The sequence below is a fragment of the Streptosporangium sp. NPDC004631 genome, assembly GCF_053601935.1.
On the sequence record NZ_JBSGCR010000045.1, the window covers coordinates 10,611 to 34,801 of the forward strand.

26 protein-coding genes and 1 tRNA gene are annotated in these 24,191 nt (G+C 72.6%); 9 read left to right on the forward strand and 18 right to left on the reverse strand.

The window, feature by feature from the left end:
• Window positions 1-3 precede the first annotated feature (3 nt).
• The 16 genes from ACWEF2_RS29490 to ACWEF2_RS29565 form a co-directional block, all read right to left on the reverse strand.
• Window positions 4-2,070, reverse strand: coding sequence for a phage tail protein (locus ACWEF2_RS29490; protein WP_453819587.1), 2,067 nt, complete (start codon window positions 2,068-2,070; stop codon window positions 4-6).
• Window positions 2,067-4,598, reverse strand: coding sequence for a putative baseplate assembly protein (locus ACWEF2_RS29495; protein ID WP_453819588.1), 2,532 nt, complete (start codon window positions 4,596-4,598; stop codon window positions 2,067-2,069). Before ACWEF2_RS29495 ends, ACWEF2_RS29490 begins: the two co-directional genes overlap by 4 nt.
• A 177-nt stretch (window positions 4,599-4,775) precedes the next feature.
• The gene (locus ACWEF2_RS29500; protein ID WP_453819589.1) at window positions 4,776-7,367 is read right to left on the reverse strand and encodes a putative baseplate assembly protein; all 2,592 of its coding nucleotides are present in this window, start codon (window positions 7,365-7,367) and stop codon (window positions 4,776-4,778) included.
• Window positions 7,364-7,732 carry a GPW/gp25 family protein gene (locus ACWEF2_RS29505; protein ID WP_453819590.1) on the reverse strand — a complete coding sequence of 123 codons (369 nt, stop codon included), beginning with the start codon at window positions 7,730-7,732 and terminating at the stop codon, window positions 7,364-7,366. Before ACWEF2_RS29505 ends, ACWEF2_RS29500 begins: the two co-directional genes overlap by 4 nt.
• A complete protein-coding gene (locus tag ACWEF2_RS29510) occupies window positions 7,729-8,073 on the reverse strand; it encodes a hypothetical protein (protein WP_453819591.1) in 345 nt (114 codons plus the stop codon). Before ACWEF2_RS29510 ends, ACWEF2_RS29505 begins: the two co-directional genes overlap by 4 nt.
• A 14-nt stretch (window positions 8,074-8,087) precedes the next feature.
• Entirely contained in the window at window positions 8,088-8,675 is a 588-nt protein-coding gene (locus tag ACWEF2_RS29515) for a phage baseplate assembly protein V (protein WP_453819592.1), read from the reverse strand.
• A 9-nt stretch (window positions 8,676-8,684) separates the two neighbouring features.
• Window positions 8,685-9,794 (reverse strand): hypothetical protein, encoded by a 1,110-nt coding sequence (locus tag ACWEF2_RS29520; protein WP_453819593.1) that lies wholly within the window; start codon window positions 9,792-9,794, stop codon window positions 8,685-8,687.
• Entirely contained in the window at window positions 9,784-10,098 is a 315-nt protein-coding gene (locus tag ACWEF2_RS29525) for a hypothetical protein (protein ID WP_453819594.1), read from the reverse strand. The genes ACWEF2_RS29520 and ACWEF2_RS29525 overlap by 11 nt, the downstream gene beginning before the upstream one ends.
• Window positions 10,098-10,778: a hypothetical protein gene (locus ACWEF2_RS29530; RefSeq protein WP_453819595.1), complete on the reverse strand. Its 681-nt coding sequence runs from the start codon at window positions 10,776-10,778 to the stop codon at window positions 10,098-10,100. The genes ACWEF2_RS29525 and ACWEF2_RS29530 overlap by 1 nt, the downstream gene beginning before the upstream one ends.
• Entirely contained in the window at window positions 10,775-11,002 is a 228-nt protein-coding gene (locus ACWEF2_RS29535) for a hypothetical protein (RefSeq protein ID WP_453819596.1), read from the reverse strand. Before ACWEF2_RS29535 ends, ACWEF2_RS29530 begins: the two co-directional genes overlap by 4 nt.
• The gene (locus tag ACWEF2_RS29540; protein ID WP_453819597.1) at window positions 10,999-13,125 is read right to left on the reverse strand and encodes an ATP-binding protein; all 2,127 of its coding nucleotides are present in this window, start codon (window positions 13,123-13,125) and stop codon (window positions 10,999-11,001) included. Before ACWEF2_RS29540 ends, ACWEF2_RS29535 begins: the two co-directional genes overlap by 4 nt.
• The gene (locus ACWEF2_RS29545) at window positions 13,122-14,309 is read right to left on the reverse strand and encodes a Pvc16 family protein (protein ID WP_453819598.1); all 1,188 of its coding nucleotides are present in this window, start codon (window positions 14,307-14,309) and stop codon (window positions 13,122-13,124) included. The genes ACWEF2_RS29540 and ACWEF2_RS29545 overlap by 4 nt, the downstream gene beginning before the upstream one ends.
• Window positions 14,306-15,004 carry a hypothetical protein gene (locus ACWEF2_RS29550; protein ID WP_453819599.1) on the reverse strand — a complete coding sequence of 233 codons (699 nt, stop codon included), beginning with the start codon at window positions 15,002-15,004 and terminating at the stop codon, window positions 14,306-14,308. Before ACWEF2_RS29550 ends, ACWEF2_RS29545 begins: the two co-directional genes overlap by 4 nt.
• Window positions 15,001-15,636, reverse strand: a complete 636-nt coding sequence (locus ACWEF2_RS29555) for a hypothetical protein (RefSeq protein ID WP_453819600.1) — start codon at window positions 15,634-15,636, stop codon at window positions 15,001-15,003. The genes ACWEF2_RS29550 and ACWEF2_RS29555 overlap by 4 nt, the downstream gene beginning before the upstream one ends.
• An 8-nt stretch (window positions 15,637-15,644) precedes the next feature.
• Window positions 15,645-16,175 (reverse strand): phage tail protein, encoded by a 531-nt coding sequence (locus ACWEF2_RS29560; RefSeq protein ID WP_453819601.1) that lies wholly within the window; start codon window positions 16,173-16,175, stop codon window positions 15,645-15,647.
• 10 nt (window positions 16,176-16,185) lie between these two features.
• On the reverse strand, window positions 16,186-17,688 hold the full coding sequence (locus tag ACWEF2_RS29565) for a phage tail sheath family protein (RefSeq protein ID WP_453819602.1): 1,503 nt from the start codon (window positions 17,686-17,688) through the stop codon (window positions 16,186-16,188).
• Between the two features lie 271 nt (window positions 17,689-17,959).
• Here ACWEF2_RS29565 and ACWEF2_RS29570 point away from each other — a divergent pair, with 271 nt between their 5' ends.
• Entirely contained in the window at window positions 17,960-18,115 is a 156-nt protein-coding gene (locus tag ACWEF2_RS29570; protein ID WP_453819603.1) for a hypothetical protein, read from the forward strand.
• A gap of 223 nt (window positions 18,116-18,338) precedes the next feature.
• On the opposite strand, the gene ACWEF2_RS29575 is transcribed toward ACWEF2_RS29570, so the two are convergent.
• Entirely contained in the window at window positions 18,339-18,944 is a 606-nt protein-coding gene (locus tag ACWEF2_RS29575) for a hypothetical protein (RefSeq protein WP_453819604.1), read from the reverse strand.
• A 292-nt stretch (window positions 18,945-19,236) separates the two neighbouring features.
• Here ACWEF2_RS29575 and ACWEF2_RS29580 point away from each other — a divergent pair, with 292 nt between their 5' ends.
• The 4 genes from ACWEF2_RS29580 (at window position 19,237) to ACWEF2_RS29595 (ending at window position 21,323) form a co-directional block, all read left to right on the forward strand.
• The gene (locus ACWEF2_RS29580; protein ID WP_453819605.1) at window positions 19,237-19,446 is read left to right on the forward strand and encodes a hypothetical protein; all 210 of its coding nucleotides are present in this window, start codon (window positions 19,237-19,239) and stop codon (window positions 19,444-19,446) included.
• Window positions 19,443-19,844, forward strand: coding sequence for a hypothetical protein (locus ACWEF2_RS29585; RefSeq protein WP_453819606.1), 402 nt, complete (start codon window positions 19,443-19,445; stop codon window positions 19,842-19,844). The genes ACWEF2_RS29580 and ACWEF2_RS29585 overlap by 4 nt, the downstream gene beginning before the upstream one ends.
• Window positions 19,841-20,227: a hypothetical protein gene (locus ACWEF2_RS29590; protein ID WP_453819607.1), complete on the forward strand. Its 387-nt coding sequence runs from the start codon at window positions 19,841-19,843 to the stop codon at window positions 20,225-20,227. Before ACWEF2_RS29585 ends, ACWEF2_RS29590 begins: the two co-directional genes overlap by 4 nt.
• 916 nt (window positions 20,228-21,143) lie before the next feature.
• Window positions 21,144-21,323, forward strand: coding sequence for a tyrosine-type recombinase/integrase (locus tag ACWEF2_RS29595; protein WP_453819608.1), 180 nt, complete (start codon window positions 21,144-21,146; stop codon window positions 21,321-21,323).
• A 75-nt stretch (window positions 21,324-21,398) separates the two neighbouring features.
• Here the strand turns inward: ACWEF2_RS29595 and ACWEF2_RS29600 are convergent.
• Window positions 21,399-21,475: transfer RNA gene (locus ACWEF2_RS29600), tRNA-Pro, on the reverse strand.
• A gap of 96 nt (window positions 21,476-21,571) precedes the next feature.
• Between ACWEF2_RS29600 and ACWEF2_RS29605 the strand changes: the two genes are divergently transcribed.
• The 4 genes from ACWEF2_RS29605 (at window position 21,572) to ACWEF2_RS29620 (ending at window position 23,951) form a co-directional block, all read left to right on the forward strand.
• Window positions 21,572-22,021 (forward strand): hypothetical protein, encoded by a 450-nt coding sequence (locus ACWEF2_RS29605; RefSeq protein ID WP_453819609.1) that lies wholly within the window; start codon window positions 21,572-21,574, stop codon window positions 22,019-22,021.
• A gap of 201 nt (window positions 22,022-22,222) precedes the next feature.
• A complete protein-coding gene (locus tag ACWEF2_RS29610; protein WP_453819610.1) occupies window positions 22,223-22,849 on the forward strand; it encodes a hypothetical protein in 627 nt (208 codons plus the stop codon).
• 121 nt (window positions 22,850-22,970) lie between these two features.
• Window positions 22,971-23,756 carry a hypothetical protein gene (locus ACWEF2_RS29615; RefSeq protein ID WP_453819611.1) on the forward strand — a complete coding sequence of 262 codons (786 nt, stop codon included), beginning with the start codon at window positions 22,971-22,973 and terminating at the stop codon, window positions 23,754-23,756.
• Window positions 23,757-23,759: 3 nt separating this feature from the next.
• Window positions 23,760-23,951 (forward strand): hypothetical protein, encoded by a 192-nt coding sequence (locus ACWEF2_RS29620; protein ID WP_355590515.1) that lies wholly within the window; start codon window positions 23,760-23,762, stop codon window positions 23,949-23,951.
• Window positions 23,952-24,191 lie beyond the last annotated feature (240 nt).

A 24,191-nucleotide genomic window follows, 5' to 3' on the forward strand; every position in this document is an offset into this window, starting at 1 on the left:
TCTCTAGGTGGCGGTGATGACGGCGGCGTCGACACCGAGGGGGATGAACTCGTCCAGGTGGTCGACGAGGTTGGCGAGTCGCCGCGCCTGGAACAGGTCGTGGAAGGCGCCCATCTCGGCGCCGTCCCCCGCTCCCGCGCGGATGGCGTCGGCGCAGGTCTCGTGGAGCCGGCAGTAGGCGGGCGTGCCGTACCTGACGCTGGTGAACCTGGGCCGCAGCCGGTTCTCCGAGTCGGGCGGGCAGCGGTGGCGCGGCGGGCCGCCGTGCCCGGCGTAGGAGGCGTAGGAGTGGCGCACGCAGCCGACGTCTCGCCTGGCCACGTGCAGGCAGCCGGTGACGATGGTGTCCTCGGCGAGCCTGAGCAGGTAGACGCGCACCTCGCCCAGCACGGTGCACCGGCGCAGCGTCAGGTCGGCGTAGGCGTTCCTGGCCTCCACGCCCGTCACGGCCGCCAGCTCGCGGTCGGTCGCGTCGATGATCGAGTCGTGGGCCTCGACGATGAGCGGCTCGCTCGCGGTCTCGTCCTGGTCGACGAAGATCGTGCCGACGATCGACCGCTCGACCCGCAGCCGGGCGGTGGTGCGCCGCAGCTCGATCGACGGCTCCTCGCCGTGGCGGGGCCCGCATCGGTGATCCAGCTCCCAGCCGGGCACGAGCGTGCAGTGCCTGATCGTCACCTCGCCCACCTGCCCGGTGATGTCGACGCTGCGGCCCGACACCACGAGCCCGTCGAGTACCAGGCGCGGGCGGCGCGCGGCCGGTGGCGGGCAGTCCGCCGCCGTCCCCGGCGGCGGGTTCTTGGACCTGGCCCGCACCGAGAGCGCGTCGAACCGGTTGGCCTTCTGGTTGAGCAACCTGATGACCGGGCGCTGGTACGGCGCGGCCCGCACCTCCAGCCGGTCGTCCAGGTCCAGCTCGACGCGGAGCGCCTCGGTGTAGTCGGCCGAGTCGACGATCTCCACGAGGACGTCGCACAGGGACGGGTCCTCGGCCTTGTCCTCCTGCCACCGCTGGAGCGCGGCCGTGATCGAGCCGTACCCGCCGCCTCCCACGACGTACCGGCGGCGGGTACCGACCGGCGTGGTCGCCCTGGCGTAGGCGCCGCCGCCCATGCGGTCGCCGAAGCCGTGGCACCAGCTCACCCAGACCCCCTCCTCCGGCGCCTCGTCCGGGGGGAAGGCGATCCTGCCGAGCACCGGGTCCACGACCACCTGACCCGACCGGGCGCGGTAGCCCCAGTCGCTCAGGTCGGCGCCGACGATCCGGCTCGCGGGAACCGGGTTGTCGAGGGTGTCGCGCCAGATCTGCAGGGCGCGCCCGGGACCGTAGTACTCGGTCACGGCCGCGGCGAACTCCTCGCGGCTGATCGGCTGCGGCACGTCGGCCGGTCCCGACAGGTGGGCGGGCGCCGGTCCGGTCACCGGCCGGGCGAACAGCTGGGTGTCGATGCCCAACACGTTGACCAGGTACCGGCTGTAGCGCTGGTCGACGCAGAACGCCGGGGCCCGGGTGACCGGGAAGGACAGCAGCCGCCAGACGTACAGCGCCAGGCCGGGGATGTTGTGCAGCCCCCGGGTCAGCTCGCTGTTGATCCGGCGCACGTCGGGGAGCCTGGGGGCGGTGTCGAAGGGCCCGCCGATCCGCTCGCAGGCGACGACGTCGCGCACGTCGAAGGTGGCAGGCCGGTCCAGGAGGACGTGCCGGACGTGCTGGTCGCGCACCAGCGTCCGGTAGGTCTCCACGGCCCGCGCCGGCAGGCCCGCGCTGTCGGACGCGAGCCGTTCCAGCGCGGCGGCGGTGCCCTTGCGGCGGCGCGCGGCCACCGCGTCGGCGACCTCCGCGCGCGACACGCCGTCCCCGTCGACGCCGACCAGCGCGGCGATGTACGGTACGACCCAGTCCTCACAGGTCTCGATGAACCAGTTGTCGTACCAGGCGTCGAGGTCGTCCTCGATGACGCGCACCTGCTCCTCGACGACGCGCAGCAGCGCGCGCAGCGGGTGACCCCGCTCCTCGTCACGACTGCGGTGTACGGCGGGCAGCAGCGCCGCCAGCTCGTCACGGGTCATCGGGCCACCTCCACGTGCAGGACGACGAACCCGTCCAGACCAGGTGTGATCACCACGAGGTCGGCGGGGTCGATGTGGACGCCGTCGGCCGCCGTCCTGGCCGGCCCGGCGGGTATCCGGTCGGCCACCCCGGTCACCGAGGCGGCGTCCGCGGCGGCGGTGCCCCGGGTGGCGCCCAGCCGTACGACGTCGGCGAACGTGACGCCGGGCACGCGCTGGAGTACCGTGACGACCTCGGCGAGGTAGGCGCTGCGACCGAGCGCGCGGGCGTCGAACCCGAACGCCGACTCCAGTGCCGTGCGAGCCTGCGGGCCGACCAGCTCGGGGGCGCGGTCGGCGTCGATCCACACGCGCGCCTCCAGCACGACGTTCCACAGTGTGCGCGGCGCGGCGGCGACCGGCACTCCCGGGTCGCCGAAGCGGCGGCAGGCCGCGAGCAGGCCGCGCAGGAGGTCGGAGTCCTGCTCGATCGGCGCGTCGTCCACGCCCGCCACCGTCAGGTGGACCAGCTCGCGCCCACCCGCCACCAGACGGGTCGCCTCGGCCTTGCCGATGCCCGCGCGGGCCAGGGTGAAGTCCGCGTAGTCGCGCAGACCCACCAGCCGGTCCATGGCCAGGGTCGGCAGCGGCGTCCGGCCGCGCAACGCCTGGTCCGCGTCCTGGTCGGCGCCCCCACCGGCGCGCAGCGGGTTGGTCACGGCGCTGACGCCCAGAGGTTTGGTCTGCAGCTGGTTGAGCTGCCCCGCCCGCACGTTGCCCGCCCGGCCCAGGCCGACCCGGTACCGGAAGGCGACGTTGCCCGTGCCGGTGGGCAGTCGCGCGCCGCGCCCGCCGTCGCCGAACTCGACGGTCGCGCCGCCTTCGGCGTCCACGCTCACCTGGTAGGCCCGCTCCAGCGGACCCGCCCAAGCCAGTTCGGGGACCTCGTGCCAGGCGATCCCGCCGACCCTGACGGTCAACTCCGCCTCGGCGCCGTCGGCGTCGGGGGTGGCGACGTAGGTCAGCGGTCGCTGGCCGAGGGCGAAGCGCTGGCCGGCCGTACCGGCGTCACCGCTGCCGACGGCGGGTTCGATCTTCGTCTCGCCGTTGGTGGCGCGCACGACGTTCCCCCAGACCGTGACGGTGGAGCGGCGGTAGGTGCCGCGCAGGGGCGCCGCGAGGTCCAGGATCGTGTGGGAGCCGGCCCTGCGGGTCGCGAGCACCCGCGCGACCTCGCCCCCGGCGGCGGCGAGCGGGTCCGCACCGTCCGCGGCGGCGCGGAGATCCGTACCGCTCACGGCGGTGAGCCGGCCCACCTCCTGCGGCGTCCCGGCCACGATGATCCGGCGGCCGACGGGCATGTCCTGGATCACCACGCCGAGGTCGATGGAGCCGCCGGCGACGGGCTCGGTGATCGGTTCGTCGGCCGGCGTCAGGGGTTCGGCCTGGACGTGGAAGGTGTGGCCGCGCAGTTCGGTGAGGTGTCGCGTGGCGTCGCCGTCCCGGGCGGGGAACCAGGCCGACGCCAGCACGAGCGCGGTGACCCTGCCGGAGACGCCGTAGCGGGCCAGGCCCAGCGTGCGCACCTCTCTCACCAGGCTGACGTCCACGTCGCCGTCGCCGGACACCACCGCGATCCAGCTCCCGGCGAGGACGCGCGGGTAGTCGGCGTCGAGCGGGAGCAGGGTGCGCGGTCCCGCGTCGGAGTCGTACAGGCTCTCGTCGAGTTCCCAGTCCGGGTTGTCCGCCGCCGCGGCCATGACGCCGATCGGACGGCCGGAGGCGGCCGGCACCGGTTTGAGCGGGGCGGCGGCGCCGAAGGTGCCCGCCTTCACCCGCAGCACCTCCAGCCGGACGAACGCCGCCTCCCCGTCGTCACCGTCACCGTCCTCGTCACCGCCGTCGGCCGCGCCGCGCGGAAGCGACCGCAGCGTGGCGGCGGTCACCTGGGCGGTCAGATCGGTCTCCACCGACTCGACGACCCTCAGCACGGGCGATCCGTCGGTGAAGTGGAACAGCAGGCGGTCGTTGGGCGCGAGCCCGGTCGAGACCCCCTCGACGTACACCACCGGTATGCCGCTCACGTTGCAGCGGGTCAGCGACATCGGACGGCGCAGCCGGGGCCGCAGGGCGCCCCAGGAGGAGCGCGCGAGGAGGTCCTCGGCCGTCTCGAAGATCTGCGGCTTGCCGCCGGGGTCGGGGACGCTCTGGACCCTGCTGCCGTACGGCACCTGGACGGCCGGGTCGGCGGGGTCGGGGTCGAGTGTGTACGCCAGCCAGGCACCGGCCGCCAGCCCCGGCCGGGGGCGGTAGCCGACGAGCCCGGCCAGCTCCACCAGCGACCGCCGTTCCTTGGCTGTCCCCAGATAGCCCTCGTCGGCGATCCGTTCCTGGTAGAAGGCCAGGACGTCGCCGACGCAGGCCCACGCGTCCAGCAGCGCGAGCGCCGGGTCGCCAGGCGCGCGGGTGGTCAGCCCGGCCAGCTCCGGATGCTCGGACGACGCCAGCCGCTCGATCATCGTCGCCAGGAACGCCGCCCGGGTGCCCACGCGGACGCTCAGGCTCGACCGCCCGGGCGGATTGACCCTCGCCGACGGCGTCCCGGTGGCACACCGCCCGCAACATCCGGCCGTAGCCGGAGACATCCCCGTCGCACACCGCCCGCAACATCCGGCCGATGTCGGAGACATCCCGGCGGCACCCCCCTCACCACGGCTCATATCGGCTCACCGTCCTCCCACGAGATCCAGCGTCAACGTCCCCCCTGAGGGGATCTCCAGCGGGCCGAAGGCCAGGGCGCCACCGTCGGGTACGGCCGGGCCCGGCGAGGCCGCACGGGCCAGCCGGACGACGCTCGCCGACACGACCCCGGGCACCGCCATCGCCTCGGCGACGATCCGGCTCGTGTACAGGCCGGTGCCGAAGGTGAGGCGGTCGGGGTCGAACACGCCACCCGGCCCGTCGCCGAGCCCGGCCCGCAGTGCGATCATGACGGCGGCGCGGGGCGCGGCCGGCGCCAGGCAGACCCGGAGCCCGAGATCGACGGCGACCGGCCGGGGCGGGTCGACCCGCAGGTCGTGCCCGATCCGCCGCACCTGCTCCAGCCGGGCGCGCACCCTCTCCAGCGTGGGCTCATCCCCGCAACCGCCGCGCAGGGGGTCGACCGCCACATCGGCCTCGTACCAGCCGCCGGTCCAGGCGAGGTCGGTGGCCGCGCCCTGGACCCCCGGCTGGAGTGCGGCGATCGCGGCGTAGTCCTCGGCGGTGACCGCCCGTTCCAGGCGGTGCCGGTAGGCGGTGGGACCGAGCAGGCGGGCGTCCGCGACGGGTTCGGGGTCGATCCCGCCCGTGGCGGCCAGCGGGTTGCGCACGCCGGTCACCGGCACCGCGGTGGGACGGGAGACCACCAGATGGGCCACCGCCTCGGGGCCGACGTTGCCCGCCGTCCCGTTGCCGACCCGCAGCCGCAGGTCGAATCGCTGCCCCGGGGTGACCTGCCTGCCGTACTCGCCGTCGCCGAAGCGCAGGCGTGAGCCGCCCGCGTCGTCCACCTCGACCGTGACGTGCCGGTCCTCCGGTCCGCTGCCGATCAGGTCGGGCCGTACCGTCCACGTCTCCCCGCCCGAGGTGAGCCAGAGCTGGGCCAGTGCCGTGCGCGGGTCCTGGGTGAGCGCCGCCGACGCGGGACCGGAGACGGCGGGGTCCGACGGGTCGAGCCCGGCGTCGCCGCCCCAGGTGGCGTTGACCTCGGCGGCGTCGGCGGCGTCCAGCGGCACGCCGATGTGCGCCCGCGCGGTCAGCCTGGCCAGCCGGGCCGCCTCGCGTGCCCGCGGCACCGCCCCGGCAGGGGTGCGGGCCAGCGCCAGGGCCTGGCGGGCGGCGACGTCCGCCGGGAGGGGATAGGGCGCCCGGCGGGTGAGGGGGGCGGGCGGCAGCACCGGATCGAAGCGCGCCCGCACCGGATCGCGTCCGGGGCGCCCCGGCCCCTCGCAGCGCACCGCGCCGAGATCCCCCTCGGGTACGGCCAGCGCGCCGGCCTCGGTGCCGCCGTGGTCGACCAGGACCACGTTGCCCCTGGCGACGCTCACGTCCTCGATGAGGCAGCATTCCTCGCCGCCCACCGAGGCCAGGCACAGGGCGAACGTCAGGGCGTCCTCGCAGGCCCAGCTCACCCGGAGCAGCGGCTGGTCGTACACCGGGTCGTCGATCTCGTCCACGCCGGTCAGCCGTACGGCCTGCCGGTGCGTGACGTCCGCGTCGCCCGGCACACCGGTGAGCGGGCCGCGCACCTCCTCGAAGATCACCACATCGCCCGGGCGCAGGCCGAGCAGCCGCTCCGACCGTTTCTCGTCGCACCAGCCGTCCACCAGCGTCGCCGCCGTCGCGCCGCGCGGCAGGCGGCACTCCTCGCCGCCCCAGGTCCAGAGCCGGATGCGGTTGCGCGCGGGGCGCACGGCCAGGTCGCGCTCCAGCATCGGCTCGTACACCTGGTGGCCTCCGGGCGCGAGGCGGCGCAGCTCCCCGGCCGACACCATCGGGCGTCCGTAGAGCGCGGGAACGGCCGTCGCGAACCGGTAGGAGCCCGCGGGCAGGACACCTGCCTCCTCGACCTCCAGGTGCACCCAGGTGCGCGCGTTACAGCCGTCGTGCATCCGGTAGTCGACCAGCCGCAGGTGCCGCCGCACCGATGTGCGCAGCCGGGCCGTGCCCAGGTACGCCTCGGTGGCCACCGCGTCCTGCCGGTAGGAGAGCTGGTCGCCGACGTAGGCGAGCAGTTCGACGAGGGTGATCCCCAGGTCGGGTATCTGCCGGTCGGTCCAGGCGGGCGAGGTCAGGGCGAGCCGGTCCAGGATGAGCCGCCGGAAGCTCGCGTAGTCCTTGGCCAGGTAGTCGATGACCGCTTGGCCCTTCTCCCCCGGCGGGCAGGACGCGGTCGCGCCGCAGTCGCCCTCCTCGCCGCAGTCGCCGGTGAAGGTGAAGCCCGCCTGGCCGTACCGGGGATCGAAGCCCTCCATCCCGACCAGCGCCACCACGTACGGTGAGCGGTCCCCCAGCCGGTCGAGGTGGACGACCAGCTCGTCGTAGCGGCCCGCCAGACGCGACCCGATCACCTCGACGCCGACGGGCCGCACCGCCCGGCCGGGGCCTGTGACGGAGATGTTCTCCACGCCCGGCGCGGGCACGGGGGCCTTGCCGAACAGCAGCAGCCGCAGCGTGCGCGCCGCGTTGTCGGCCCGCACCCCGGCGATGCCGCCCAGCCCGGCGGCGCGGTCCCGCTCCCGCCTCTCGCGGGGCGGGCAGCCCCGGTCCGCCGTCATGGCCCGGTCCTCCGTTCGACGAGGACCGAGCGGGGCTCTCCGGTCAGCAGCAGCACGTAGGCGACCGACACCAGCAGCATCCCCTCGTCGGCCTGCACGTCCACGCGTTCGACCCGCAGGTCGTCGGGGAGCCACTGCTGCAGGGCGGCCTGGAGTGTGTACTCGACCGCCCCGGCCAGCTCGGCGCCGTTGGGCGCGAAGACCAGCCGCAGCACGCCGGTGCCGAAGTCGGGCCGGTTCACCCGCTCCCCCGGGATGGTGAACAGCAGCTGCTCGACCATGTCACGCACGTGGTCCTCGTCCGTCGTGGTGGCCGATCCGCCGTGCGCGTCGATGTGGAAGGGAAAGTCCAGATGGATGGTCATGCGCCCGCCGCCCTGAGCTGCACCGAGGTGATCACCGGGGTCCCCTGGGGGGCCTGGGCGGCCGACAGGCACAGCCCCGTTCCCGGCCCCGCGGGTTCCAGCACGACCGGCTTGCCGAGTACGAAGACCCGGGTGGACGCCGCCAGGGAGAAGTCGATCTTGACACATGGGCTCGGCGGGGTGGCCGAGGACAGCGCGCAGGGCGCGACGGCGACGAGGTCGCCGGTGGTCACCACCGGAGCGCCCCCCGCCAGCACCTGGGTCTGGCCGGGGGTGAGCGTGGCCTTGCCCTGGTGCAGGCAGGTGACCTGCGACGCGATGGTCAGGAGGAAACCCGGCATCGTCAACACTCCCCTCAGGCCGGCTTCACGATGAGCGCGCCGTTGTTGATGTTGACGAGCCCGACGAGGTTGATGTTCGCCGCGGTGATCGTCACGCCCGCGGTGTCGACCGTGATCGCCGCCGACTGGGACTGCAGCAGCACGCCGCTGCCCTTCATCGGCGCCACCGGGGCGTCGGACAGGGCGATCTTGCTCTTGCCTGTGGTCTCGACCAGGAAGGCGGGCGCCTTCGGGGTCAGCAGCCTGGCGGTGGCGGGCGTCTCGGCCGGGCCGCCCCAGAAGAAACCCACCCAGACGGGGTGGTCGGGGTTGCCCTGCTCGAACTCCACCCAGACGCCCGCCCCCGGCGGCGGCACGGCGAACATACCCATCTGCAGCCCGGCCAGCGGGACACACGGCATCGCCCACGACGACGGCAGCAGACCCAGCACGTCGGGCACGTTGACCAGCAGCCGCCCCCTGCCCAGCGGGTCGTGGTTCTCCAGCACCGAGCCCCGGTACTTGCCGTAGAAGCGCCTGCTGCCCGGCGGGTCGGCGTCCTCTCGCTCGGCCGGGCCGAAGAAGCCGGGGGACTCGACGTACCCCAGGTCGTCCATGTTCATAGCGACTCCTTATGGCAGCGGCAGGAACGCGTTGCGGGTCAGGGTGAACTGCTGGGTGTACGCGCCCCGCTTGATGTCGTGGGTGACGCTCTTGACGAAATAGGCGCCGTCGTAGCCGAGGCTCGCGCCGCGCACCGTGACGGGACGGCGCGCGCGCAGCGGCTGACCGTACCGCAGCACGTCCAGGGTGCCCTGCCCGGAGATCACCTCGAAGCTGTCGGCGGCCCTGGCCAGGGCGATCCCGGCCGCCTGGACGGGGGAGAGCTTGGCGAGGCCGCGGACCACGGACACCTTCAGCGGCAGCGGCCCGCGGGCGCCCATCGGCGGGTTGACCGGGGTGATGTCCGGAATCGGGATGGGGATGGGGAACTTGGTGTTCGGCTCCTGGACCAGCGCGACGAGCTGGGTCGCGGAGAACCCGTCGAAGGTGAACGTCAGCGTCTCGACGTTGGTGACCGCGTCGGCGTTGGCCCACAGCGTGGGCTGGGGCGCCCCGGCCTTGACCAGCGGCCCCCAGTACGCGAAGTTGACGCCCGGCACCGGCCCCGGCTCGATGTAGAACTGGTAGCCGGCCTGCGCCGCGAGCGCCTTGACGTAGGCCAGGTCGGTGCCCTGGTGGGCCGGGGTGGACTCCAGCGGGTTCGGCGTGACGAGGAAGACGCTCGGCACGACCTGCGGGACGAGCCCGTACATCGGATACTTGGCGCAGATCAGCGCGACCCGCGCCTCCGGCGGCAGGCCGACGTACGGCACGCCGGTGAAGTCGACCACGTCCATCATCCGGGAGACGTCCTCCCCGGTGAGCGTCAGCCGTGCCTGGCCGGGTTCGGCGGACGGCACCACCTCGTGCCGGGTGACGACGCCGTCCATCAGCACCGTGGACCGGCCCCTGATCGTCACGACCACCTGCGCCCTGGCCGGCGGGTCGAGCGCCCCCAGCGGCAACAGCTCGCGAAACAGCGTCGACCGCCTGCCGACGCCGAACGACAGCCGGAAGCCGCCCGGCTGCCCCACGCCCTCGCTGACCTGGACCGACAGCAGCGCGTCCACCACCTCGCGCGGCACCGGCTCGGCCAGCAGCGCGCCGAGCCTGAGCGACAGCAGCAGCTCAGAAGCCATGGAGGCTCCCCGTGGTCGCGGCGGGCAGCGCGACATCCAGCCGCCGCCCCTGGTGGGCGGTGAGCTCGGCGGGGTCGAGCACCGGGTTGGCGTCGGCGATCTGCCAGAAACGCTCGGGGTCGTTGAGGTACAGCGCCGCGATCCGGTCCAGCCGGTCGCCGTCGCGGACCAGGTGCACGGCGACCACGGTGAGCGTCCGCCGCGCGGGCAGGAACCTGCGGCGGACGTAGGGGATCGGCTCCCCGCCCTCCGGCCGGTGGATCGCGGTCTCGATCCCGTGGTAGCGGCTGGTCGCGGCGAACATCAGATGCCTCCTGGCGGGGCGGTGAGGCCGAGGGCGCTCAGCGGGTCGGAGCGGTGCAGCGCGGCGAGCTGCTCGCGGCGGCGCTGGTGGCCCAGGAACAGGCCGCTTCCCCGGTGGGTGAACCCCAGGTCGTCGATGGTGAGGACACGCAGCGACAGCGACACCTTGGCCCTGATCGGGTTGAGGTTGGAGTCGAACGCCTCCTCGGTGACGGTGAACTCGGTGAGCCGTACCGGCACCACGCGGTCCCTGCTCCACACGAAGACCGTGAGCGGGGACTCGACGGGGGCGATCTCGAAGGCGCCGTTGCGCGCGGCGTCGTCCTGCGCCAGCAGCGCGTCGGCCGTCGGGTTCACCAGCAGGTCCAACGTGGCGAGGACGGGCAGCAGGCCGTGCTCGGCGACGGCGTCGTTGCCCGGCGCGAAGGGGTCTTCAAGCTGGACCGTCGCGTCGAGTTCGGCCTCAAGCCTGATGGTCTCGTGGGCCGGGCCCCGCAGCCGCAGCGCCTCGCTGCGGTCACCCGGCTCGGCTCCCACCCCCTGGGGCTGGAGCGTGCGGGTGATGGTATCCGGGTTGTACTGCAGGGTGATGACCCTGAGCACCACGCCGGTGCCGGGATCGAGCAGGACGAGCCCGCCCCGCGGCACCACGGGCGTCCCCGGCGCGAACCGCGCGCTCACCGCCCGCCACCCCCCGCCGCTCCCTGGATCCCGGAGACCACGGCCCGCGCCAGACCCGGCATGGAGCCGTCGGCGGCGTCCACACTCAACCGCCGCCGCGACGGGCCGCCGACGGGGCCGCCCGCCATCGCATGGTGTACGGCCTCGGTCAGCGCGTCCAGGAACTCCTGCCGCGACCCCGACTCCAGCACGACCCTGTCGATGTGCAGCACGACGCGCGTCATCGCCCCACCCGCTCCCGGTTCGGGACCGTCAGCGGCAGGCCCAGTTTGCGAAACTCCATCCGCGCGGCGCGCAGTACCGTCCGGGTGCCGACGGGCTCGCCGTCGCCCGCCGCGAGGAACGCCGCACCCAGCGCGATCGCCTGTACGGCCGCGCCCGTGACCGGCAGTTCCACGAGCGCGTCGAGGTCGAGTTCGCCGAGCGGCACGGCCGGGGGGAAGGCCGCCGACCACAACCGCCGGCGCTCCGCGTGCGCGGGCAGCGGGAAGTCGACGACGAACCGCAGCCGCCGCAGGAACGCCGGATCCAGCGCGGCACGCAGGTTGGTGGCCAGCACCGCCACCCCCTCGTAGGCCTCCATGCGCTGCAGCAGGTAGCTGACCTCGATGTTGGCGTACCGGTCGTGGCTGTCGCGCACCTCGCTGCGGCGGCCGAACAGCGCGTCCGCCTCGTCGAACAGCAGCAGCGCGCCCCCGTCCTCGGCCGCGTCGAAGACGCGGCGCAGGTTCTTCTCGGTCTCGCCGATGTACTTGTTGACCACGGCCGACAGGTCGACGCGGTAGAGGTCCAGGCCGAGTTCGCGCGCGAGGACCTCGGCGGCGAAGGTCTTCCCTGTCCCGCTCGGGCCGCTGAACAGCGCGGTGACCCCGTTGCCCCGCGTTCTGCGCTCCCCGAAACCCCAGGTGGAGAACACCGTGGCCTGATGCCGTACATGCGCCACGAGCTGCCGCAGCAGGCTCGTCTGCTCCTCGGGCAGCACCAGCTCGTCCCACTCGGCCTGCGGTACGGTCCGCTGGGCGAGCGCCTCCAGCCGGGGGCGCGCCGAAGCGCGGCAGGCGGCCCAGAGCCGCTCCGGCCCCTCCCCGCCCGTGGCTCCCGCCTCCTCCGCGGGCGGCGGACCGAGGGTGGGGCGCAGGGCGGTGGCGATGCGGTGGATGGCGGGCACGCTCAGCCGGAACTGGCCGGCCAGCGCGCGGGGCGCCCCTTCCAGGGCCAGCCCGGTCGCGACCGCCCATACTTCGGCCTGCTCGGCCGGGGACGGCCGGGTGACGTCGATGACCGAGGTGGCCCGGCCGGTGATCGGCCACACCTCGCGCGTGGCGAGCAGGACGAGCCCGCCGACATGCGACAGGAAGCGCTGTACCACCGCGCCCCCTGGATCGGCGTCGGTCGCGTCGAGCAGCAGGGCGATCGGCAGCAGCAGGCTGTCGCGCTGCCACAGCCTGGCCACCAGGTCCACGTCGGCCCCCGCGCCCGTCAGCGCGTCGACCGGCAGGTGGTACAGGTCGCGGTCGAATCGCGCCATGGCCCGTACGGCCACCAGCTCGCAGCTCTGCTCGTCACCGCCGAGCAGCTGGATCACCGGGAATCGCCCGTCGGGCGTCTCGGTCAGCGCGGCACCGACCAGGGCGTCCGCCACGGCCTGCGACGAGGGCGGCAGGTCGAGCCCAGCCGCCGGGTCGGGCCGATGCTCGACCAGCTCGGCCAGCCGTTCGTCGAGCCGGTTGAGCCCCCGGACCAGATCGACGATCCGGTCGTCGGCCCGCAGCGGTGCGGTCACCAGCGGCCGCGCCCCGGCGCCGACCGGCTCCACCAGCCGCCAGAACCGCAACCCCCGCTCGGGCGACAGCACATCCCAGCGGGCGTCGTCGAACAGCCGCAGCGCGAGCGCGAAGGTGGGCGCGGTCGCCCCCGAATCCCCCTGCGCGGCGGCGATCAGGCCGCCGACCTGCGGCTCGATCGCGGGCGCCACACACAGCAGCAGCACATCCCGCTCGAAGTCGCTCAGCCCCAACCGTCCCGCGATCTGCACCAGAGCGGGCGGCGCCGTCCCCTCACCCACCTCGGCGGCCGCCTCCCGCGCGACCTCCAGCTCCCCGATGTCCGCCCCATCCGCCGGAGAGGGGCCGGCGGAGTGGTCACGGGCCCGGCGCTCCCCCGTCTCCCTCCGACGCGGCGGTTCGGCGGCGTGAGGCCGAACGGGGGCGGAGGTCCGGTCGGGGGCACTCCCCTCGCCGGGATCGGGGGACCGCGGGGTGAGGGCGTTGAGGCGGGAGGTCAGCCAGGCCAGCGATGCCGTCAGGTAGGTGTTGTTGGCCTTCTCCCAGTCGGGGGTGCCGGTCACGGGATCACCACCTCTGCCGTTGGGCCGGTCTTGAAGGTGCCGGTGGCGCGGTCCACGATGTCGGTGTCGACGCCGTCGACGCGCAGGCGGACCTTGTGGGTGCCCGGAGGGATCTCGGCGGTGGCCGACAGGGCGGTGGTGTCGGCGGTCAGCAGGGGAACGGGCAGGTGCAGGCCTCCCACCAGGATGGCCGCCTGCTGGCCGACCAGTACCGGCCGGGCGGTGATGACGGTCACCGTGGTCCGGGGCGGGATGCCTCCGGCCGGGACGGCGGTGAGGGCGACGGTCTCGGAGGCGACGGCCAGGGGGACCTCGTTCGTCGGCGTGCCCGTGGTCACGGGGCTCAGGGACACCGCCCAGGGGCCTGCGGGCAGTCCCGCGGCGGGCAGCGCGACGGCGACCTCGGCGGCTCCGGGTGGCGGTACCCGGACGTCTGCCGTGGCGGACACCCGCAGGTGGCGGAGGTGGGCCACGAGGCCCCCCGCGGGGAGGTTGCGCACCGTCAGCGTGACGGTCTCACCGGGCAGCGCCGCGGGACGGTCCGGCACGCCGTACCGGATCCCGGTGAGTGCGGGAAAGGGCGAGGCGGCGTCCGGGCGGGTGACCGGCGACCTGCCGTCGGGGCCGCGCCTGAGGACGGGCAGCGGCGCGGCGCCGGGGGCGGGGTTGTCGATGAGCACCGCCGACACCTGGTAGGACGCGGAGACCCTGAACGGCGTGGCGAACGCGGTCCACATCTTGGCGATGTCGTCCTGGCTCAGCGACTCGAAGCTGATCTTCACGTGTTCGAGCTGCAGATGCAGGTCGCTGCCGACCAGCGGGATCGTCGTGGCGGCCAGGATCTCCTCGCCGGACAGGGTCGGGCTGTCGTGCAGCGCCAGCATGGCCGCGCCGAGCAGCTCGTGCGCGATGCCCTCGTCGTTGCTGTAGGCCGCCAGCAGGTAGTGCAGGACCAGCGGCAGCAGCGGCTTGGGCGACTCCCCCGGCGGCGAGCCCGGCGGGTCGGCGTTGCGGAAGGAGGGGTGCATGTCCGCGCGGTACAGGAACAGGTTCACGTGGTCGCCGTTGACCGCTTCGGCCGCGCGGTCCGGCGGCACGACGGTCACCTGCGGGCCGCCCAGCCGGTTGAAGACCCTGGCGCGCAGCGCGGCGGTCACGGCGGCGATGGCGAGCGAGTTGCTCATGTCAGCTCCCCCTTCCCCCGCCTGCGTAGGTAGGTCTCCAGCACCGATACGTGGTCTTTGCGCGACGGCTTGGGCTGCGGAGCTGCCTGGGCGGGCGGGGTGCGTACTTCGAGTCGCCCGATCGAGATCTCGACCACCGCCGGCGGCGAGGTGTCCGGCACGTCCGGGGCGCGCGGAGCGGACGCGGGCGCCGCGAGTACCGGCCCCGCGGCGACCCGGAGCAGGGGTGGCGACCCGCGCCGGGCTTCGGCGGTCCGCGCCAAGAACGGCAGGAGCGGCGGAGGGGACGGCGGCGCGGGCGCCGGGCCCTGAACGGGCGGAGTGGGGGGACGCTCGGCGGGTGGCAGCCCGACAGCGGTGGCGGGGTCCGGCGCGCCGGACCCGGGGGCGACCGGCGCGGGCACCCGGCCGTCGCCGTGGCCGTGCGGGAGCCGCCGCGCGCTGAAGTCGCCTTCCCGGTAGGGCTCGTCCACCGGATGAGCCGTGTCCCGGGCGACGGCCCGCCGGAGTGCCTGCCCGTCCGGGACGCCCGGTGGCCTGCGCGCGGGGGCGGGGGCCGGCGTGTCGAGGACGGGCGGCTCGGCCGGAGCGCGGGTCACCGGCGGATGATGCTCGAACAGCGAGGCCGGGCGGGGGCGGACGCCGCTCACCGGTGCCCGGCTGCGCGCGAGCAGCCGCTGGACCAGGCCGCTCATGACCTCACCAGGCCCAGGTAGCACTGCCGCCGCCAGGCGCTCAGCGCGAGCACCTGCGGTTCGGTCCACCCGTAGGCCGCGGCCAGGTCGTGCACCTCCAGCAGGGTTCGGCGGCACCAGCCGTCCAGCTCCGACCACAGGTAGCTGACGATGTCGAAGGACTCGGCCCAGGCCCGCCCGCAGTCGGGGCACGACAGGCACAGCTCGACGTCCAGCAGCGGGTCGGCGGCGGCCCAGGCGGCCACCACCTGCTCGGCGTCGGCGTCGGAACACCGGCCGACGAGCGCGTCGCAGGGGTCGCCGTCGGCCAGCGCGGCGGCGACGTCGGCGCTGGTGGGCAGCGGGTACGGCGCCTGCATCGGCGGGCCGAGCAGCTGCCCCTGGTCGAAGGACACCTCCACATCCGTGTCGCAGTCCGGGCAGCTGGAGACCCCGTCCAGGGCGGGGCCGAACAGCGCGGCGCGCAACTCGAACAGCGCCCGGTCGCGCTGCCCGATGGTCAGGCGGGCCAGCTCGGCCGCCGGACGGCCCGTACCGGCCGCGAGCATGGCGAGGCCCCGCTCCAGCGGGGTGCGGTCCCAGCCCGCCTCCCACGCGTCGAGCAGCTCGGGAGCACCGGCCACCACTGTCACGGCCCCCCTCAGAAGTCCGGCTCGGTGGGCTCCAGGACGCTCACGTCGCGCGCCCATCCCTCGTTCTCCAGCTTCAGGTGCTGGATGGCGATGGCGTTGGCGTTGGCGTCGAGGTCCGGCAGCGACTGGAACTCCGACACCCAGCAGCGGAAGACCTGGTAGGCCAGTACCTTCTGGCCCGCCTCGTTGTAGACCTCGATGACGAGGTCCTTCCTGAAGGCGGCCAGTGCCACCTCGCGGTCGCGCTGGTCGGGGCCCGCCTGGGCGTTGGCGTAGTTCCACACCTTGTTGGCCCACAGCTCGAACTCGGGGTCGTGGGTGACGCCACGCTCCAGGGTGATCGGCTCGTACTTGGTGCGTCCCGGCGACTTGCGCATGCTGGAGTGGTCGCCGCCGTCGCGGTGCTCGACCACCTCGGTGGTCCGGCGCAGGGCGCTGACCTTGCTGATCCCGGCGACGTACTTGTTGTCCCACTTCACCCGGAACTTAAAGTTCTTGTACGGGTCCAGGCGGGTGGTGTTGACGGAGAACTGGGCCATGTCGCTGCTCCTAGGCGTCGGGACGCTTCTGCTGGATGCGGATGCGCACGAACTCGGCGGGTTTCAGCGGCTGGAAACCGACGTCGACGTTCACGACGCCGACGTCGATGTCGGCCTGGGGGTTGTTCTCCCTGTCGCACTTGACGAAGAACGCCTCCTGGCCGGTCCGGCCCTGGAACGCGCCCTGGCGGAACAGACCGTCCATGAAGGCGCCGACGTTCAGCCGGATGGACGCCCACAGCGGTTCGTCGTTGGGCTCGAACACCACCCACTTGGTGGCGCGGAACAGGGTCTCCTCGATGAACAGGGCGAGCCTGCGGACCGGGACGTACTTCCACGGGTCGCCCACCTCGTCGCTGCCCCGGCAGGTCCGCGACCCCCACAGCACGTGCGAGTAGACGGGGAACCTGCGCAGGCAGTTGACGCCCAGCGGGTTGAGGTCGCCGTTCTCCGCGTCGGTCAGCGCCACGGTCTCCGAGCGCACACCCGCCAGCGAGGCGTCCACTCCCGCCGGTGCCTTCCACACCCCGCGCAGGGTGTCGGTCCGGGCGAACACCCCGGCCACGGTGCCGATGGGCCCCACGGTCAGGTCGGGGCCTCCGGCCGGGTCGGAGATCGTGACGCGCGGGAAGAAGACGGCCGCGTTGCGCCCGGCGACGCCGGTGACCGGCAGCCCCGCGCGCGCCCCGGTCGTCGCGGTGGCGGCGGTGGTCCAGGCGAAGGGCGGGTCGAGCAGCAGCATCGCCCTGCGGTCCACGCACAATCGGGCCGCCGCGTCGACCACCGGAGCCCAGAGGGTGTCCCGGGTGTCGGCCGCCCCGGCCGCCGGAGGCGCGAGCTGCGGCGGGATCACCAGCAGGTTGAAGATCGGTACGTCGAGCAGGGCCTGGATGCCGGTGCGCCCGGCCGGGTCGCCGATCACGTCGGCGGGATTGAGCGTCACGTCACCGACCGCCGGCGCCGGCTTGTCGGTCACCTCGGCCAGGAGCCTGTCCGCCGGACTGCCGTCGGCCAGGCCGACCAGCCGGGAGGTGTCCAGCGCCCGGTCCAGCCACCGCCCGCGCAGGTTGGGGTCGACCGACACCTCGTAGGTCTCGGCCACCGTACCGGAGACCTTGATCGTCAGGGTGTAGTGCTTGCTGTCCGCGCTGTCGTGCTTGACGGTCGCGGTGAGCGTGTTGCCGGCCGTACCGGCCGCCCTGGCTCGCAGCTTGACGCCGTCGCCGAGATCGATGACGGCGTACTGGGTGTCGGCGCCGACCCGTACGACGATCGCCTTGGCACCGCCGTTGAGGAAGAACTGGTAGACCGCGTAGCTCAGCTCGCTGCCGGCCCACACCCCGCCGAACACGGTATCGAACTCGGTCCAGCTGTTGACCGTCGTCGGGGTGCGCGGTCCTTCCAGAGCCAGGCCGACGAACGCCGTGATGGACGTGTCCACGCCGACGATCGGACGGACCGCGCTCTCGACCTCCTCAAGATAGACACCGGGATAGGTGAATTTCGTCGTCATCGGCCTTCGGCCTCCCTCGTCCCATAGCCGCAGAGCCCCGTAGCCGTAGAGCCTCTGCCGCCAGGATCGGTCCAAGCCGTCACCCGCGTGTCACCCCGCCATCACGAGACCGTCATCGCAGCCGCCGGCCGGCGGGGCTACTCCCATGGTTGGTGATCGCGGTGGTGGCGCATGGTCCCATCGGGGAACATCTCCCCCGGGTCCGCTCCGAGATCACAGGGCGTCGGGCATCCCCCGTCTCCCGCACGACCGGCCACACCGCGGTTCCCGCGTGCTTGAGACCGTCGCCCTGCCGTCCTCCGCCCGCGGCACCAGCAGGTCCGGGCGCGGGGCCGGTCAGGGCGGCGGTCACCGAAACGGTCTATCGAAGCAGGCCCGCCCGGTGCCCCTTGGCGGCGCGGAGGCGATGGACCGGATCTTCACGTGAACGGAGCAGCCACCCAGAATGCGGAAAGGGTGTCTCCCTTGCGGGTGACACCCTGCCGACCAGCTGAAACCTGGTCGAGACGACAGGATTTGAACCTGCGCCCCCTTGCCCCCAGGCAAGGCCGGTGGGGGCGGGATCATGGACTATACCCGCTCCCACCTGCACAAACTATCCACGGCGATCCGCCGTCCGACGCCGCCCGTGGTCGTTGTCACTCAGTTGGTCACCCAGGACTCGGGCTCTCGGCGTGCTCCTTCGACTCCTCGGCCCAGACGTCGCGGCCGTTGCTCCACAGCTCGGAGGCGTGGTAGCCGAACCGGTCGAACAGGCCGTCGTCCTGATAGCGGCGCAGGTGCAGCATCGGCGAGTCGTGCCCGACCAGCTTGGCCAGGTGCGGCGTCACCAGCATCTCGGAGTCGAAGCGGAAGACGCTCATGGCGATGTGCTCGTCGCCGAACCTCGCCTCGATGCCGGGCACCCCGCGGACCTGTTCGATCTCCGACAGGGTGATGCGGATGCGGGTGGAGACGGTCAGCGGGACGTTCTCTACCTCCTCACGGCTGCGGGTGACCTCGCTGTCCGGGTCGCCGACCAGGAAGCGGATCTTGCAGCCCTGCTCGGCCTTGCGCTTGAGGGCCTTGGCGAGGTTGGGGTGTTCCAGCCACAGGAAGTAGTTGGTGTACCCGGCGAACACGATCTCGTTGCGGGCCGAGGTGATCAGGCCGCGCCAGACGGACTTGGGGCAGGCCGACCGGTAGGGGTAGACGGTCAGGATCTCCCGGTCGGGGCCGGTTTTCACGGTGTTGCGGATCGCCTCTGGCCACAGCACTGCCGATTCAACTCCCAAGATCTCAGCGGCGGCCCACTGGTGCCGCATATGCGGGATTCGCGCTTCGTCCTGCAACCAGCGTGCCACAGTCTTGACGTCCACCCCGCAATGGTCCGCAAGGCGCTGATCGTTGACTTTCGCGTCCAGCATTGCGCGGTGTAAGGAGACATTGGCCACTATTCACCTCGGGGAAGCGAGGACGTCAGGGACGTTTTCGACTCTAACTTTGAAACGTCCTGGACGTCTCCAGAACGAGGTGGGTTCGTCACTCTCACCGACCAACGCTTACTCCATGTCAACCCCCGTGATTCTGGAAGACCTCCAGGCGGCATTTCCCGGCTGGTGCATCTGGCGAAGCTCCGAGGGGCGTCTATGGGCCACCCGAAACGGCCGGCACCTCACCGATGAAGAGGTGGAACGCGGTCTCTGCCAGACGGTCGACGCCGACACCATCCCCGACCTCGCCCGGCAGCTCCGTGGCCAGGAAGGACTGGAGCCATGAACGCCACGAACGGCTCCAAAGGCCGCGCACCCCTTTCCGGTGATGAGACGACAGTGGACCGGCAGAGCAAAGCACTGATCGTCGTGCAACGGCTTCTCCAGAAGCGGGGCATCCGTGTCCGTCTCGACCACACGATCAGCCTGGGGCTGTTCGCCGGCCGCCCGGACACCACCCAGTGGCCGGACAAGCCTCCCGTCCGATCCTGGCTGATCCGGCGTCCTCCTGAGCTGGTGGTGATCGACTCCGTGGGCCGACGTCAAGCCACCGTGATCATGGGGCCGCGCACCGAGTGCTATGTGATCTCCTTGCCTGCCTCCCCCGCTCCGCAGACGATCAGCCGGGCAGAGCCGGAACAGGTCGTGGTCCTGATCGCCAGGGCGCTGGGGGCGACGCGGTGAAGAGAGAACGGGACCGGGCGGGCATGACGCCGTACCCGCCGTCCAGGGCGTCTCGTCCGGCGTCGCCGAGGCCGTCGTACGACTGCCCGGCGGTACGGGCGGCCGAACGGCTGCGCGATGCCCTGGCCCGGCAGGGCATCGCCTGCGATGTGCACGGTGGCTACGGGCTGGCGCTGGTGTCGGTCTGGACCGGGCTCATCGTGTGGTCCAACGGCGACCGCTACTGGTGGTGCGCCGGCTGGCACGCCCAGGAGCGGCGGGCGGTGTACGCCTCGAACCGGTGCGGCGACCCAGAACAGACGGCGGTGCGGGTGGCTCGCCGGTATGCCCGGCTGCGCGCCCTGCATCCCCCGGCACCAAGGCTGAGCGCAGGTCCAGTGTGAGTGCGGCGGAGGAAGCCCATGTCCGGCCTGCGAAAGAGGTGCGTGCCGGGTGGGGCCTGCTGCTGGCCTACGAACAGAACACTCCGTTTCGGATGGCTCCGGTACGGGCGCAGGACTGGAAAGCGGCTCCGGACCGGCCGGGGCTGGTGTGGGGGCGGGTGAGTGACCAACTGCCACTTACCGGCAATACGGACCGGTCCGCCGGTCAGATGGTGGTCTTCTGCGAGCTTCCTGACGGGGCCTCGCTGACCACCGCCGTGGGCCGTGAGGTGCCGGTGGTAGTGCGACCGGAGTTCCCACCGCCACGGCTCACCTCCTGAAGGCGGGTGCGGCGGCGCGGACTTCCCCTGATGCGCCGCCGCACCGTCCGGTCCCGGCCCCTGAAGGCGCATTCCAGGGACCGGGGCCTTGTACTGCGGGGGATAGTTGGCGCTGCCGGGCGGCCAGGCACTACGGAGGGAAATGTGTGGAGGTAGCGGTGGGGCCGGCTCAATGCCCTCTACGCCAAGCTCAAGCGGGACACACGGATGTACGCACGTGGTGCTCTCGCTTCTCATCGGCGCGCGGACGGAGGAACTGCGGGCGCTCGTCTGGTCGGAGGTGGATCTCACGGGGGAACCGGGCACCGACGCTCCCCCGTGGATCGCCGTGTGGCGCTCCGTGCGGGAGGGGGCGACACCAAGACCCGGAAGTCCCGGAGGTCCCTCGCGCTGCCTCGCCGGTGCGTCGAGGCCCTCCGGGAGCACCGGACACAGCAGGACGGGGAACGACAGGCGGCGGGCGCCAGGTGGAAGGAGAGCGATCTCGTCTTCGCCTCCTTGGTCGGCACTCCCCTGGACTCCCACAACGTACGACGGACGTTCCGGAAGATCGTGAAAGACGCCGGGCTGACGGCTGGGACTGGACTCCTCGCGAGATGCGGCACAGCTTCGTCTCGCTGCTGTCGGACTGCGGCGTCCCCCTGGGGGACATCGCGCGCCTCGTCGGCCACAGCGGAACGGCGGTGACAGAGGCGGTCTACCGGAAGCAGATCCGCCCGGTGCTCCTCAACGGCCCGGAGGCGATGGACCGGATCTTCACACGAACGGAGCGATAGTCACTCAGTTGGTCACCCAAAAAGCGAAAAGGGCGCCTCTCATTCGAGAGACACCCTTGCCGACCAGCGAAAATCTGGTCGGGACGACAGGATTTGAACCTGCGACCCCTTGACCCCCAGTCAAGTGCGCTACCAAGCTGCGCTACGTCCCGGTCTGCCCTTCGCCCTCTCGGGCGGGACGTCATAACCTTAGCGCAGATCGGACGGACATGCGTACGCCATGGTGTCCGCCGGACATATGTGATCATGTGAAGAACGAGGTGGATGTGGGGCGCAAGGCGCTGATCGACCAGGAGGAGCTTCGGCGGCTGGCCGGGGAAGGGTTGTCCAACGCGGAACTGGCCTCGCGGTTCGGGGTGAGCGAGTCGGGGATCCTGCAGGCCAAGCGGGCCTCGGGGCTCTCCAAGCGGATGCTCGACCACTCACGGGCCATCCCGTGGAAGCTGAGGCGCGCGCACAGCCAGTCCGGTCCGGCGACGAACCTGCGCAACCTGTCGGCGGTCGCGCAGGGGCGTGTGATCCCCGCCGACAAGCTCAATACGGCGCTGCGCTGGGCCGATCGACTGGTCTCCGGCGGCCTGGACATCGCCTATGAGCCCGAGGAGGGGTTCAGGGAGGTTCCGGCCTCTCCCGAGGGGTCGCTTGTTGGAGCGCTCCTCGCCGAGGCGCGCGGGGCCCTCGACCCCACCCGGAGCTGACGGAGCCGGACGTCGCCTTTCGGACGGCGGCGTCCCAAGGGCCCGCACGCGGCGGGGAGGCCGCTCAGATGCCGGCGGGCGGTCCGTGTGGTGGCGGGCGCAGCAGGAGAGCGCCGGGGACCACGAGCGGTGAAGGCCGGTTTCGAGGCTTGCCCCTGGGGCAGCGCACGGGGACAAACGCTTACGCAACCGGAGGCAGGCATGTCCACCGTGATCTGGGTGGCCGTCGTCGTGGCCGTGGTGGTGGCGATCGTCGCAGTCGGCTATGCCGTACTGCAGCAGCAACGCCGACACCGACTTCGCGACCGATTCGGCCCCGAGTACGACCGTACCGTGCAGGAGCGCGAGACCCGGCGGGAGGCCGAACAGGAGCTTCTGGCCCGCGAGCAGCGCTTCGGCTCTCTTGACATCCGCCCGCTCGACGCGGGGACCCGCGAGACCTACGCCAGGAAGTGGATGGAGGTCCAGGAGCGCTTCGTGGACGCGCCGGGCTTCGCGGTGACCGAGGCCGACCACCTGGTGACCTCCGTGATGGCGGAGCGGGGTTATCCGACCGAGAACTTCGAGCAGCGGCTCTCCGACCTGTCGGTCGCGCACGGCCGCACCCTCGACCACTACCGGCAGGCCCACGAGATCAGCAGTCGTGCCGCCCGTAAGGAGGCCTCCACCGAGGAGCTCCGGCAGGCCATGGTGCACTACCGCGCCCTGTTCGAGGAACTGCTCGCGGCCTCCGACGGCGCGGCCAACGGTGACCACTCCCCGATCCGGACCGGTCCGGATCGCGAGGAGACGATCACCGGGCGGACCGGCCGACGCGATTCACCATGACGGTGATCGGATCACGCGTCCGGTGGCCTGGCCGTCGCCACCAGGCCATCGACGGACCCGCCGCCGAACCACGTTCCGTGCCCCGCCCGAAGGCGGGGGTCCCCGTACCCAAGGAGGTTCGATGAACGACCGAATCGGCCAGGACGAAGATCGCCTGGTCCACAAGCACGCCGACGACGATCTGACCGTTCCGCCCCGGCGGGCCGAGGCGCCCCCCGGGGTCGAGGAGTCTCGACGCGGCGCCCCCCTGGAGCACCACGACGGCTCCGCCGACGCCCTTCCCGATCGGCCCGGCGACCGGCACGACGACATCCTCGGCGGCGATTCGTCGCCGGCCGCCTTGGGCGGGTCCGACGGCACCCTCACCCCTGCCTCGGCGCACCAGGCGAACCGGATGAACCCGGCGGACCCGGCACACTCCGCAGATCCAGCGCACCCGACGCATTCGGCTGATCAGGTAGAACCGGCGGATCCGGCACGCCAGGCGGACTGGATAAACGCGACGGACCCGGCCCACTCCGCGGATCCAACAGATCCGGCTGACCGGATAGACCGGGTAGATCCGGAGGCGGCCGTCCATGACGACCGGTCCCGGCCCGCGCACCCGGCGGCCTCGCCCGCCGCCGACGGGGCGCTGTTCGATCAGGACGCCGAGGAGGTACGGCATCGCTGGCAGGAGGTGCAGACGGGCTTCGTGGACGATCCTCGCGACTCGGTGGCATGTGCCGACTCCCTCGTCGCGGAGCTCACGGACTCCCTGCACGCCGCGCTGGAGGCCCGCACCACCGAGCTTCGGTCCCGCTGGCGGGACACCGACCGGCACGACACCGAAGACCTCCGCACCGCCCTGCGTGACTACCGGGCGCTGCTGGAGCAGCTCCTTGACCTTTCCACCGGAACGAGGTGACGCATGTTCGCAATCGCCGCCGCTGTCGTGTTCGGCCTCGGCCTTCTGCTTGATCTGATCAATACCAGCATCGGTGGTATCGGCGGTACGACCTTCCTGCTCGGCGGGCTGCTCCTGCTCGCCCTGCACCAGGCCGGAGTCGGTACGGCGGGCGTACGAAGTGGGGGCGGAGGGTCCTGGCGCCGCAGGCGCTGAGCTCCCGCGCCCCGGAGACCGGCCGCGGAGCCGCCCCTCCGTGAAGGGACTCCATCCGTGAAGGGACATCCGTACACCGTCCGCGCCGCTCGACCGGCATCGTGAGAATCGGCACCGTGACCCGAGATGACGCCGGGGCCTGAGGAGGTCTCGCCGGAAGCCCCCTCGCGGCAGCAGAGCCACCGGCGAACGGGGGAGGATTAGTACGGGGGGGCGGCCCACCGAGTGTAGGCGGCCGAG

What these genes read in the sequence shown, in the direction of transcription:
- ACWEF2_RS29535 (WP_453819596.1), bottom strand. Translation starts at nt 11,002, where the DNA reads ATGACGCGCGTCGTGCTGCACATCGACAGGGTCGTGCTGGAGTCGGGG.
- ACWEF2_RS29580 (WP_453819605.1), top strand. Translation starts at nt 19,237, where the DNA reads ATGTCAACCCCCGTGATTCTGGAAGACCTCCAGGCGGCATTTCCCGGC.
- ACWEF2_RS29490 (WP_453819587.1), bottom strand. Translation starts at nt 2,070, where the DNA reads ATGACCCGTGACGAGCTGGCGGCGCTGCTGCCCGCCGTACACCGCAGT.
- ACWEF2_RS29500 (WP_453819589.1), bottom strand. Translation starts at nt 7,367, where the DNA reads ATGACGGCGGACCGGGGCTGCCCGCCCCGCGAGAGGCGGGAGCGGGAC.
- ACWEF2_RS29545 (WP_453819598.1), bottom strand. Translation starts at nt 14,309, where the DNA reads ATGAGCAACTCGCTCGCCATCGCCGCCGTGACCGCCGCGCTGCGCGCC.
- ACWEF2_RS29520 (WP_453819593.1), bottom strand. Translation starts at nt 9,794, where the DNA reads ATGGCTTCTGAGCTGCTGCTGTCGCTCAGGCTCGGCGCGCTGCTGGCC.
- ACWEF2_RS29620 (WP_355590515.1), top strand. Translation starts at nt 23,760, where the DNA reads ATGTTCGCAATCGCCGCCGCTGTCGTGTTCGGCCTCGGCCTTCTGCTT.
- ACWEF2_RS29525 (WP_453819594.1), bottom strand. Translation starts at nt 10,098, where the DNA reads ATGTTCGCCGCGACCAGCCGCTACCACGGGATCGAGACCGCGATCCAC.
- ACWEF2_RS29565 (WP_453819602.1), bottom strand. Translation starts at nt 17,688, where the DNA reads ATGACGACGAAATTCACCTATCCCGGTGTCTATCTTGAGGAGGTCGAG.
- ACWEF2_RS29595 (WP_453819608.1), top strand. Translation starts at nt 21,144, where the DNA reads ATGCGGCACAGCTTCGTCTCGCTGCTGTCGGACTGCGGCGTCCCCCTG.
- ACWEF2_RS29505 (WP_453819590.1), bottom strand. Translation starts at nt 7,732, where the DNA reads ATGACCATCCATCTGGACTTTCCCTTCCACATCGACGCGCACGGCGGA.
- ACWEF2_RS29610 (WP_453819610.1), top strand. Translation starts at nt 22,223, where the DNA reads ATGTCCACCGTGATCTGGGTGGCCGTCGTCGTGGCCGTGGTGGTGGCG.
- ACWEF2_RS29550 (WP_453819599.1), bottom strand. Translation starts at nt 15,004, where the DNA reads ATGAGCGGCCTGGTCCAGCGGCTGCTCGCGCGCAGCCGGGCACCGGTG.
- ACWEF2_RS29560 (WP_453819601.1), bottom strand. Translation starts at nt 16,175, where the DNA reads ATGGCCCAGTTCTCCGTCAACACCACCCGCCTGGACCCGTACAAGAAC.
- ACWEF2_RS29615 (WP_453819611.1), top strand. Translation starts at nt 22,971, where the DNA reads ATGAACGACCGAATCGGCCAGGACGAAGATCGCCTGGTCCACAAGCAC.
- ACWEF2_RS29510 (WP_453819591.1), bottom strand. Translation starts at nt 8,073, where the DNA reads ATGCCGGGTTTCCTCCTGACCATCGCGTCGCAGGTCACCTGCCTGCAC.
- ACWEF2_RS29585 (WP_453819606.1), top strand. Translation starts at nt 19,443, where the DNA reads ATGAACGCCACGAACGGCTCCAAAGGCCGCGCACCCCTTTCCGGTGAT.
- ACWEF2_RS29515 (WP_453819592.1), bottom strand. Translation starts at nt 8,675, where the DNA reads ATGAACATGGACGACCTGGGGTACGTCGAGTCCCCCGGCTTCTTCGGC.